Source organism: Campylobacter concisus (assembly GCF_003049085.1).
GTDB lineage: Bacteria > Campylobacterota > Campylobacteria > Campylobacterales > Campylobacteraceae > Campylobacter_A > Campylobacter_A concisus_H.
The window spans coordinates 226468-237747 of record NZ_PIQX01000002.1 but is presented as its reverse complement, the minus strand read 5'-3'; the positions used below and the strand labels follow the sequence as shown (position 1 = coordinate 237747).

General features: G+C 38.1%; 9 protein-coding genes and 1 pseudogene. 3 read left to right on the top strand and 7 right to left on the bottom strand.

Annotation, left to right across the window (positions count from 1 at the left end):
* Positions 1-13 precede the first annotated feature (13 nt).
* The 7 genes and pseudogenes from fdh3B to selA all read right to left on the bottom strand — a co-directional run bounded on the left by fdh3B (position 14) and on the right by selA (position 8017).
* On the bottom strand, positions 14-574 hold the full coding sequence (gene fdh3B / locus CVT13_RS03495) for a formate dehydrogenase FDH3 subunit beta (protein WP_103629194.1): 561 nt from the start codon (positions 572-574) through the stop codon (positions 14-16).
* 10 nt (positions 575-584) lie between these two features.
* A complete protein-coding gene (locus CVT13_RS03490; RefSeq protein WP_234411969.1) occupies positions 585-3239 on the bottom strand; it encodes a formate dehydrogenase subunit alpha in 2655 nt (884 codons plus the stop codon).
* A gap of 60 nt (positions 3240-3299) precedes the next feature.
* Positions 3300-3494, bottom strand: a pseudogene (locus CVT13_RS10635) (hypothetical protein); the annotation flags it as partial.
* Positions 3495-3571: 77 nt separating this feature from the next.
* Positions 3572-3778 (bottom strand): twin-arginine translocation signal domain-containing protein, encoded by a 207-nt coding sequence (locus CVT13_RS03480; protein ID WP_009294906.1) that lies wholly within the window; start codon positions 3776-3778, stop codon positions 3572-3574.
* A 302-nt stretch (positions 3779-4080) separates the two neighbouring features.
* Positions 4081-4821: a thioredoxin domain-containing protein gene (locus tag CVT13_RS03475; protein ID WP_103583332.1), complete on the bottom strand. Its 741-nt coding sequence runs from the start codon at positions 4819-4821 to the stop codon at positions 4081-4083.
* A 53-nt stretch (positions 4822-4874) separates the two neighbouring features.
* Positions 4875-6695: a selenocysteine-specific translation elongation factor gene (gene selB / locus CVT13_RS03470; RefSeq protein ID WP_107811613.1), complete on the bottom strand. Its 1821-nt coding sequence runs from the start codon at positions 6693-6695 to the stop codon at positions 4875-4877.
* Positions 6692-8017 (bottom strand): L-seryl-tRNA(Sec) selenium transferase, encoded by a 1326-nt coding sequence (gene selA / locus CVT13_RS03465; RefSeq protein WP_107811612.1) that lies wholly within the window; start codon positions 8015-8017, stop codon positions 6692-6694. Before selA ends, selB begins: the two co-directional genes overlap by 4 nt.
* A gap of 154 nt (positions 8018-8171) precedes the next feature.
* Between selA and CVT13_RS03460 the strand changes: the two genes are divergently transcribed.
* The 3 genes from CVT13_RS03460 (at position 8172) to CVT13_RS03450 (ending at position 11265) form a co-directional block, all read left to right on the top strand.
* Positions 8172-9845 carry a 4Fe-4S binding protein gene (locus CVT13_RS03460; RefSeq protein ID WP_107811611.1) on the top strand — a complete coding sequence of 558 codons (1674 nt, stop codon included), beginning with the start codon at positions 8172-8174 and terminating at the stop codon, positions 9843-9845.
* Positions 9838-10551: a molecular chaperone gene (locus CVT13_RS03455; RefSeq protein WP_103579643.1), complete on the top strand. Its 714-nt coding sequence runs from the start codon at positions 9838-9840 to the stop codon at positions 10549-10551. Before CVT13_RS03460 ends, CVT13_RS03455 begins: the two co-directional genes overlap by 8 nt.
* Positions 10552-10632: 81 nt before the next feature.
* The gene (locus CVT13_RS03450; RefSeq protein WP_107811610.1) at positions 10633-11265 is read left to right on the top strand and encodes a DUF6803 family protein; all 633 of its coding nucleotides are present in this window, start codon (positions 10633-10635) and stop codon (positions 11263-11265) included.
* Positions 11266-11280: the final 15 nt, after the last annotated feature.

The following is an 11280-nucleotide window of genomic DNA, read 5'->3' as shown; positions in this document are numbered from 1 at the left end:
GCTCTCCTTCTTGTTAGGCATTTAGCCCAGTATTTCTTAGCATAACGCGTTTACGATATACATTTGAAACCTCAGCAGCGTCGCCAACTAAAAGCGCGTTTGTAGAACAGATAGCCGCACACATAGGCACTTTGCCCTCAGCCATTCTGTTTTGACCGTAAAGCTCTCTCTCCTCATGTGAGTTAGTTGGCTCTGGACCGCCTGCGCACATAGTACATTTATCCATTACGCCTTTTACGCCAAATGCCCCATCTTTAGGAAACTGTGGCGCACCAAATGGACAAGCATATAAGCAGTATCCACAGCCTATGCACTTGTTTTTATCGTGAAGCACGATGCCATCAGCTCTAATGTAGAAGCAATCAACCGGACAAACTTGCTCGCAAGGTGCATCGGTGCAGTGCTGACACGCGATAGTGGTTGAAACCTCTTTGCCCTCGATACCATCGTGAAGTGTGATAACCTTTCTTCTATAAATTCCTACTGGAAGCTCGTGAGCAGAAGAGCAAGCGACTTGACAACCAAAGCAGCTGATACATCTATTAGTATCTACAAAAAATTTCATTCTTGCCATTTTTCTCTCCTTACTCTTTACCTAAGGCGTCTCTCTCGCCATACTCGTGATAAAACGATGTTTTAAAGGTATTCTCCTCAGCTTTTTCTATGCGGCAAAGACCTGCGTTAAATTCTGAAATTTGAGTAACAGGGTCAAATCCGTAGTTAGTAACTGTGTTAAAGCTCTCGCCGATAACATAAGGCTTAGTGCCCTCTGGGTAGCGAGCTGAGAGATCGACACCTTGCATAACGCCAGCGAAGTTGTAAGGCATACAAATTCTATCTGGAGTGACCATATAGCTGTGGTAGCATCTTACTTTGATCTTCGTGCCTTGTGGGCTGTGGATCCACATCATATCGCGATCTTTTATGCCGTATTTTAAAGCAAGCTCAGGGTGAACGTTAGCAAACATCTCAGGTGTGATAGCTGAGAGATATTTACTTGTTCTTTCTATCATTCCCGCACCACTTAAATTTACGACGCGTTGCGTACTAAATACGATAGGAAACTCTTTTGACCAGTCTTTTGCTTGTTGCTCTGACTTAAATCTTGTAGAAACACGGAAATTTCTAGCTTGATCATCAAATGTCGGATACTTTTGAACAAGATCCCAGCGTGGTGAGTGGATAGGCTCTCTATGTTTTGGGATAGGATCAAGAAATTCCCAAACGATAGCTCTAGCCCTTGCGTTACCATACGGCACGACCCCTTTTTCACGACATTTTTCTAAGATGATACCGCTGTAGTCCATGCTCCAGCTAGGTCCGATCTTAGCTTTCTCTTCTTCAGTTAGAGTGATGCCTAGGACTTTTTCTATATTATCTTTTGTGATTTGTGGATAGCCACCTTTTATGGCTGAGCCAACAAGTGTGCTCTCTTCGCTAGCTAGCTGACTAACGCCGTTATGCTCTAAGCCAAAGCGGTTTCTAAAGCCAGAGCCACCCTCTGCATAAGGCTTGCTCATATCATAAAGTATCGGTGTGCCAGGGTGTTTTTCATCCCATGCTGGCCATGGCTTGCCGTAGTACTCGCCTTTTACTTCACCACCAAGACCTATTAGCGTATCTGGGTCAAATTTATCCCAGTTTGCTTGGTGACGTCTAAACATCTCAGCAGTTCTGCCGCCATAACCGATAGAATTTCCAACCCTTGCTATCTCGTTTGTCGCGTCATCTGGCCATACAAAGTCATCTTTTACTTGTTTTAGCTCTCTATCTACGACAGCCATCTTCATGCCTTTTACGTACTCGTCATAAAAGCCAAATTTCTTAGCAAATGCAAACATTACTTCGTGATCACCCTTACTCTCATAAAGCGGATCAACGACTTTTGTTCTCCACTGACCTGAGCGGTTTGTAGCGTTTAGGTGACCTTCGTTTTCAAAGGCAGTTGCCACTGGCAAGATATAAACGCCATCTTTTCTATCTGAAAGGATAGAAATTTCATTTACAAATGGCTCAGCAACTACGATCATATCTAGTTTTGAAGCTGCTTCTTGGATTTTAGCTAGGTGCGCCATAGATGTAAGACCAGTTCCTTGAACCCAAAGAACTCTCAATGCACCACTACTAAATGTGTTCTCCTCTTTCAAGACGCCTTGCCACCATTTTGAAAGTGACCAGCCTTTTTCATTTCTCCAGTTTCTATCTTCTGGATGTTTAGGATCGTGGTAATAATACTCTTCAAAAACAGTGTTTTTAACTGGTGTGCCGCCTTGTTTTGGCTCTTTAGTTGAAACCGCAAAGCGTTTTATAAACTCGTCATAATCAACACCCCAGCCTTGGCAGTAGTACTTCCAAGCTGCATCAGTTAGTCCGTAATACATCGGCAAGCTATCTGAAAGGTTACACATATCGGTTGAACCTTGAACGTTGTCGTGGCCACGGATGATGTTACAACCGCCACCTGGTTTGCCCATGTTGCCTAGGATTAGCTGAAGGATAGGCAAAATTCTCGTATTTGAGCTACCAACTGAGTGCTGAGTGATACCAAGTGCCCAAATAACAGTGCCTGGTTTTGTGTGAGCTAGGATATTTGCAGCTTCCATTAGTTTATCAACTGGTACGCCTGTAACATCAGATGTAACCTCTGGTGTCCAGTGTTCAGCCTCTTTTGCTATCTCGTCGATACCATAAGTTCTATTTTTTATAAATTCTTTATCTTCCCAACCATTTTTTAAGATGATGTGGATAAGACCATAAACAAGCGCTATATCAGTGCCTGATCTTTGTCTTAGATAAAGGTCAGCGTGTGCAGCTGTTTTTGTAAAGTTTGGATCAGCTACGATCACCTTTGCGTTGTTTCTATCTTTTGCTTGTAAAGTGTGCTTCATGCCACCAACTGGGTTTGCCACAGCTGGGTTTGCTCCAATGATAAATATACATTTTGAGTTCGCAGCCATATCTCCAAAGTGGTTTGTCATCGCGCCATAACCCCAAGTATTCGCCACACCGGCGACTGTTGCGCTATGTCAAATTCTTGCTACGTGATCGTTACTGTTTGTACCCCAAAATGCACAAAATTTTCTAAAGTAATATGCTTGCTCGTTGTTAAATTTCGCAGATCCTAAGAAAACAACACTATCAGGGCCATCTTCTTTGCGAATCTGAAGCATCTTATCGCCGATCTCATTTACAGCTTGATCCCATGAAATTCTTTGCCATTTACCATCAACTTTTTTCATAGGATATTTGATACGTTGTTTGCTGTGTGTAAGGTCGATCTGATCGATACCTTTTGAGCAGTGTGAGCCCTGAGATATCGGATGATGCATCGCCATATCTTGACGAACCCAAACACCATCTTTTACCTCAGCCTCGATACCACAGCCTGCTGAGCAAATAGAACAAATCGTTCTAACCTTTTTTGAGCCAGGGAAAGGATTTTTTATCTCCTCATCACTTGCTTTTCTTATCGTTTCATTTTCTCCAAAAGCCATTGTGCTTCCAGCACCAAGTGCGGCTAGCTTTAAAAATGAACGTCTTCCTATACGTGCATCACTCATGGTTTTCTCCCTTAGTAAGCGATTTTATAGTAGGTTTCCCAGTTCTTGCTTTTTTTATAAAGCACCTCTTTTTTGTTTGACTTGCCAACGACGACACCATTGTCATCAGGAGCTAAGTCGTCACTAGTCACTTTTGCTACGGCTGAGACTGCTAGTACACCGCCGGCAGCACCGACTTTTAGAGATTTTTTTAGAAAATCTCTTCTTGATCCTTGCATTTTTTCTCCTTAGCTCTCAAACTTAAAAATTTGAGAATTTGGTTTGATTGGTCTTCACAATTTGCAACTTTAGAAATTCTAAAATATTGCAAGGCCTATTTCAGGGCTTTTTATAGCCTAGATTTAAACTCTGCAAATTTAGCATAATTGCAAGATAATCAAAGTAAATATAAAGCTTTAATTAAATATGTTAAGTTATTGTTAAAAATATAAGAAAATATATTTAATATTTTAACTTTTATGAATTTTGAGATAAAGGCTAATTTAAAGTATAAATTCTAGGGAGAGCTCCCTAGAAAAGATTATTTTAGATCACTTTTGTTTATGATAAATGGCACTGATCTAACGCCAGCTGAGAAATATTTTTTACGTAAAGTATCGATCTTGTCGCTCTCTTCTTTGCTAACATTTTTTTCATCTACGTTATAATCTTCAGAGAAATACTTTCTTAAAATTTTAACCTTATCGCTATCACTTTTTGCATTTTTGATATCTTTATAGATCAAAGCACTTTTTTGCAAAGACGATAGTTCATGCACTGGAGTTAAGATAATTTCAACGTTATTGTCTTTTAATGTCGTTTCAATCTTTGCTAGCTCGGCTCTACAATATGGGCATTCAGGATCTGAAAACATGATAAGAGTTGGCTTTTTGCTATCATTGCCAAGAGTTACAACATTTGCCTTGTCTTCATTTTTATAAATTTTAGCTAGTGATTTTACTAAATCAAGTGCTGCCTTTTCTGCGATTACCTTTTTTTCTTCAGCTAAATAAGACTTTTGCTCTTTTAAATTTACAACATCAGGAAACATAAGATCGCCCTTAACAAAAGTCACATCTTCTTGAGACATATCTCCTTTGCTAAATTTTAAGCTTACTTTTTCTATATCATCTAAAATTTTAGTGCGTTCTACGACTTTTACATTAACACCATCAATATTTTGATTTTTAAAAACTTCTGAGTAAAAATCTTCTATTTGCTTATTACTAGCTGCCATTAGGCTAGTTGCCGCGATGATTGAGGCTAAAACCACTTTTTTCATTTTTTTCCTTTTTAAAAATTTGGCGGATTATATTTGCTTTTTGTAAATGAATACTAACCACGAAAAACCCTATCATTTCCTTGCTTCATTATGTCACTCTCAAGGTCAAGTTGCTCAAGATAAGCGATTACATATTTTCTACTTAAATTTAGTGCATCCTTGGCGTTTGTGACATTTACAAAGCCTTGATTTTTGATGATCTCTCTTAGCTTATCAAGTGCCATTTTTAGCGAATTTCTAGTGATGAAAAGGTTATGCTCCAGCCTTACAACTCTACCCATTGCAGTTAGTTTTTTAAGGGCATTATCGCCACTTAGCCTATCTATTTCCAGCTCATCATATATATTATAAGGTGCCGTTGGAGCTAGCTTTCCGCTTTCTAAAATTTCATAAATTTTCTCTTCAAGCCTTACCTTTAGTTTGCTTATATCAACGCCTTTTTTTGTATAGACGCCATCATTTTTAGAGATTAAGTTTATACTTTCAAGCTCATCAAGTGCTTTTTGAGCCAAATTTTGACTAGCCCAAGCAAGCTTTAAGCTTATACTTTGAGCTGAAAAGACAGCAAATTCATTTTTCTCTATCATAAATTTAACCACAGATTTTATCCGCTCAACCGCGCTTAGATCGTAGATATTTAAAGCCTTTTCATCAACAAAGACGTTTGAGACTTTTTTGGCCACATTTACGGCCTCTTCGTGACTTAGTCCAAACCTTTGATAAGAAGAGATGATGCCAAAGCCATTTTTGTGAGCCTCTTTTAAGATAGAAAAGGCTCCAACAAAATCATGCTTTAAAAGTGCAGCCAAAAAGAGAATTTTGCCAGCTTTTTTTAGTGGCTCAAGCACAGGATTTAGCACTCTGCCACCTCCTATCACGCGTGCGTCCGAGATAAGCACAAAGGCCTCGTCAAATTTCAAAAACATATCGCTTTGAAATTTAAAGGTAACAAAGCAGCTATCATCTTTTTGACTAAGGATCAGCACCTTTGCAGGGACATTTTTAGCACCCACGCAAAATGTTACACTTTGCGAGTGGATGAGATTTTTAGCAGTTACGACCGCATCAACCTCTCTAAATCCCCTAAAAAAGCCTTTTTTACTAAGCAACTGCCCTTTTTTTAGCTCGCTAAGCTCAATGCCAGTTAGATTTAGCGCCACACGGCTGCTAACTCCTGCGCTATCAACGAATTTATCGTGGCTTTGCACGCTTCTTACTAGCACCTCTTTACCAGCGTCATAGTTAAAAAGCTTCTCGTTTTTACTAACGCTTCCCTCTATAACGGTACCAGTCACGACATTTCCGATACCTTTTAGGCTAAAGACCCTATCGATGTAGTATCTAAAAACGCCCTCCTCATCGCGCTTTTTAGCTCTTAGCGTAAAGAGGTAGTTTCTAAGCTCGTCGATACTTGCCTTATCCTTTATACTAACGGCAAAAATTTCTAAAATTTGCAGGTTTTTAAATTTAGAAATTTCATCTTTTATCTCTTTTTTTCTTAAATTTATAGTCGCTTCATCTACGAGGTCACACTTAGTAAGTGCCACGATCAAAGACTTCACACCAAGAAGATTTAAAATTTCAAGGTGCTCCAAGCTTTGAGGCATAAGTCCGTCATTTGCCGCCACTACAAATAAGCACGCGTCAAAGCCATACGCACCACTTATCATCGTTTTTATGAGATTTTCATGGCCTGGCACATCGATAAATGCGATATTTTCATCATTTTTACTTAAATTTGAAAAACTTAGATCGATCGTTATGCCACGCTTTTTCTCCTCTTCAAGATTGTCTCCCTCAAAGCCGTTTAGCTCCTTTATAAGCGCGGTTTTTCCGTGGTCGATATGCCCTGCTGTTCCTATTATTAAACTCATTTTTCTTCCGTTTCATTTATTATTTTTATTAGTTCATTTACATCGTCATCTAAAAGTGTTCTTAAATCAAGTAAAAATTTATCATTTTCTATACGGCCGATCACCTTTTTTTGCCTAAATTTTTGCTCATTTAAAACTACATCTCCACTAACCGCCAAAGCCATGCTTGGAATTTTTTTATTTGGCATCGCACCGCCTCCTACAAAGGTTTGTGTACGCACCATCTCAAGCGGAGTTTTTAAATTTTTATTTATAAAAGTTGCTAAGTTTTCAAGCTCTTTTACGCTTTTGTGAAGCAGTTTTTGAGTTGTGATTAGCTCAAATTCTTTATTTAAATAAGCTTTCATGCTCTCAGCCAAAAGTGAGATGATCACTTTATCGACGCGAAGCATTCTTAAAAGCTGGTTTTTCCTAAGCTTCGCGATGAGCTCTTTTTTGCCAACAATTATGCCACACTGCACCGCACCAAGCAGTTTATCACCGCTAAAGCTAACTAGCGAAACATCTTTTAAATTTTTTAGATCTGGCTCATTTTTGTCTAAGTTAAATGGCAAATTTCCGTAAAATCCACTGCCAAGATCAAAATAATCTATCAAATTTTGCCTGCTTGCTAGCTCGCTTAGCTCGTTTGCTGTGGTTTCTTCGCTAAAGCCCACGATGTCAAAATTTGAGCGATGAACCTTTACAAGCATCGCCGTATTTTCACTAATTGCCTCTTCGTAGTCTTTTAGCTTAGTTTTGTTTGTCGTGCCAACCTCTTTCAAAAAGCAGCCCGCATTTGCCATAACTTCTGGCACTCTAAAACTACCGCCGATCTCGACTAGTTCGCCTCTGCTAACGACGACTTCCTTGCCCTTTGCAAAGGTGTTTAACACCAAAAATACAGCACTTGCGTTATTATTTACGACGATAGCGTCCTCAAAACCAAATGCTCTTGCGATCATCTCACCGATATAGTCATATCTGTTGCCACGGCTGCCTGTTTTTAGATTGTATTCAAGGTTTGAATACCCTGTGATTACCGGAGTTGCACGGCTTAAAATTTCTTTATCGATGACACTTCTAGCAAGGTTTGTGTGAATGGTCACACCAGTTAAATTTAGCACTCTTTGAAGGCTTGATTCATTAAATTTATGATATTCGTTTAGGATTAAATCTATTATTTCTTGCAACGCAAAATTTGCATTTTCATTTAAAATTTTAGCTCTAACTTCATTTAAAATTTGCCTTGCAAGCAATGTGACTAAATTTATATCAAATCCTGAAAATGCTTCGTTTTTTATGATCTTATCAACTTGTGGGATATCTCTTAAATCGCTCAATTCGTGCTCCTAGTAAGTTAGTTTTACCAAGCCGTGATTTTAACATAAAAAATATTATAAATTAAACCTTAGAACAAAAAGGAACATATAAAATTCAGAGTCCATTAATCCCATTAATATTAAAATAAGCCTGTTTTTGATAATAGGAGAAATTATGAAAGAATTTGGCTTTTATAACGATTTTGACGATACTTTAATGCTAAATGAACAGATAGAAATAAATAATGAAAAGGAAGAATATTTAGTTTCTAACTCGCCAAAGCTTAAAGCAAACATTACCGCACCTGAGATAAATTTTTATCTAAAAAGTACAACTGCAAGCGTATTAGAAAAAGCTAAAAATACACTTTTGCTTTATGAAGCAAGGGCAACTGCGTTTGACATGGCAAAGGATGTTGATTACGAAAAAGAAGTCGGCAAAAATGTCGTAATAGTAAGCAACTCAGGCCGTGAGGAGTTAGCAAATTTATTAAAAGAAAATGGCTATAAAGTCATTGAATTAACGCATTTTGAAGTGAAATTTATTTATGGCGCAGCTGGCGAGCTTAGCGTTTTGATACTTAGAGCAAATGACGAGTTTGAAGTTGATTGCGACTTTTTCTTGGTTGAAAATGCAAGGGATTATATGCTAAAGCAAAGCGGCTGTTATGAAATTTCAGGGCTAGAAGATGAAGCTGTGCTTAAAATTTTAAATGAAAAAACTCCAAAATTTAAGTACAAAAGTCTAACTCAATATGACTCTTCGATATGTCAATATCACGAACGACGAAATGAAATTTGTGGACGCTGTGTCGATGTTTGTCCAACTGTAGCCATTTTAAAAGAAGACGAGACAAAGCATCTTGTTTTCTCACAAATCGATTGTGTAAATTGTGGCAACTGCATTAGTGTCTGCCCTAGCGGATCTCTTGACTCTACACTTATGCCACAAAATTCTTTTGCTACCATTGCCAAACTTTACAAAGGCAAAATTCCACTAATAATCTCTAATGAAACAAATTTAGACGAGCTAAATATAAGCCTACCTGAAAATGTCCTGCCTTTTTTCATATCAGCACCACATATGTTAAATCAAGCGCATCTTCTTACATTGCTTCAAGAAAGTGGTGCGAGTGTGATTTTATTTAGCAAAACTCTTGGCAAAGGTGAAAAAGACGCCATTAACATCTTAAATCAAATTTATGAGCTTAAATTTAAAGAGACGGCGATCTATCACGCTAAAGATAAAAATGAGCTTGAAGATGCGCTCAAAAAGGCAAAATTTATATCTGACTCACAACACACAATAAACGAATATGCCTTACCAAAAAGAGAAATTTTTGCAAAAAGGCTTAAGTTTTTAGTAGGTAGCGAGGATCTTGGCGTGGTAAAAAGCGGCGAGATGATAAGATATGGCGATGTCAAGATAAACACTGATAGCTGTACACTTTGTCTAAGTTGCGTTGGCGCTTGTAACGTAAGTGCGCTAGTGGCTGATAAAAAGACAAATTCTATTTTATTTAATCCAAGTGTTTGTACAGCTTGCGGATACTGCGAACTAAGCTGTGCCGAGAAAGATACCATAAGCCTTGAGATTGGAAAAATTTCTCTTAAGCCTGAGTTTTTTACATATAATGAGCTGGCACGAGATGAGCTTTTTGCCTGTGTTGAGTGCGGAAAAGAGTTTGCAACTAAAAAAGCAGTCGAAAAGATCGCAACTATAATGCAACCAAGATTTGGCAACGATAGGGTAAAGATAAAAGCACTTTACTGCTGTGCTGACTGTAAAGCCAAACTAATGGTTCAAGCCCAAATAAACGCGATGAAAGAGGATTTATTAAATGGATAAAAACATCATAAAAGCAAGATCATATTTTTACGAATTTCTAGCATATCCTATGTTTTTTTACACAAATGATGAGAAATTTTCAAGGTGGAAAGAGCAGTTAAGATACTTAAGCGCAAATCCTTTAAGCGAGGATAGTGATGCTGCGTTTAAAAATTTAGATAAATTTAGCTTTGAAGAATTTTCAAAAGAACAAAATGACGTTCTTTTTGGCTTTACAAATATCCCCTTAAGCGCTTCATTTTATGAAGAGGGCAGAGATAACGGAGCAGCTAGGCTTAGGGTTATTGAATGTTTAAAACTAAGCCCATATAGACGTGATAGCGAGCTTTGCAAAGACAGCGAGGACTACGTTGGATTTATATTTTTAGCGATGGCTACATTTTTAAAAGATGAGTTTAATGATGCAAAAAATATTAGCAATAAGCTATTTTCTGAAACTTTAAATTTATTTGTAGACGAGTTTAGCTCGCTACTTTTGGCTCACAAAGAGGCAAATTTCTTTAAATCATATATTATTATTTTAAAAGATTTCATCGATCTTGAACGCTCTATACTAAACGTAGAAGCACCGGCTAAGCCAAAAGGCGATAGTGTCGCCATGGCAGCACTTAAGAAAGAGCCATTTCAAAGCAAGATGCCAACAATCAAAACCAAGCTTCACTGGGAAGAATTTTCTCCAGTCATCTCACACGAGTTTAAAGACTAGCTTAAATTTGTTATCTTGATATTTTATAATTATTAGCAATTTGGCGTTAATCTTCTTTAAATTTTTTACAAAGGACTTACAATGGTAATGACACACTACATGGAGCTTTTATCGCTCAATCAACCTTACAATCTAATCCTCTTCATGGTGATACCTGTGGGGCTTACGGAGCTTTTAGTGGCGATGGAGTTTCTCACTATGTATCACATGGATAGCGGCAAAAATGCTGGCTTTAAGGCTGTTGGCAAATTTGCTGGCATAGTGCTTGGGGTCTATTTTACAGCTCTTGTGATCTATTTTATGGCAAAAATTTATCCAAGTATAAAATGGCGTGGATATGCCGATGTCATCGCTGTCTACTCATATCTCATCGGCGTCATACCACTTCTTGGCATCGCGCTTTTAGAGCTAAATTTGATCTACAAAAACGCAAGCGAAAAGGCAAAGCTAAAGCTTCACTTTTGCCTACTCATATTTACCTTGATCGTCGCACACGTCGCTATGATATTTGGCATGGTTGATCCTACCATAACTGGCTACAAGGCTGAAAACGGTGAGATGGGTATGCATATGAATATGCCGATGAACATGCCAGCAGATATGCCAATGCACGATCACCACAAGATGATGCAAAATATGGGTGAGATGCATATGAATATGATGATGCAAAATATGAGTGATGATAACTCAACTAATATGCATATGCACCACTAAATTTTATAGCTTCTT

What these genes read in the sequence shown, in the direction of transcription:
- CVT13_RS03450 (WP_107811610.1), top strand. Translation starts at nt 10,633, where the DNA reads ATGGTAATGACACACTACATGGAGCTTTTATCGCTCAATCAACCTTAC.
- CVT13_RS03460 (WP_107811611.1), top strand. Translation starts at nt 8,172, where the DNA reads ATGAAAGAATTTGGCTTTTATAACGATTTTGACGATACTTTAATGCTA.
- selB (WP_107811613.1), bottom strand. Translation starts at nt 6,695, where the DNA reads ATGAGTTTAATAATAGGAACAGCAGGGCATATCGACCACGGAAAAACC.
- CVT13_RS03455 (WP_103579643.1), top strand. Translation starts at nt 9,838, where the DNA reads ATGGATAAAAACATCATAAAAGCAAGATCATATTTTTACGAATTTCTA.
- CVT13_RS03480 (WP_009294906.1), bottom strand. Translation starts at nt 3,778, where the DNA reads ATGCAAGGATCAAGAAGAGATTTTCTAAAAAAATCTCTAAAAGTCGGT.
- CVT13_RS03475 (WP_103583332.1), bottom strand. Translation starts at nt 4,821, where the DNA reads ATGAAAAAAGTGGTTTTAGCCTCAATCATCGCGGCAACTAGCCTAATG.
- fdh3B (WP_103629194.1), bottom strand. Translation starts at nt 574, where the DNA reads ATGGCAAGAATGAAATTTTTTGTAGATACTAATAGATGTATCAGCTGC.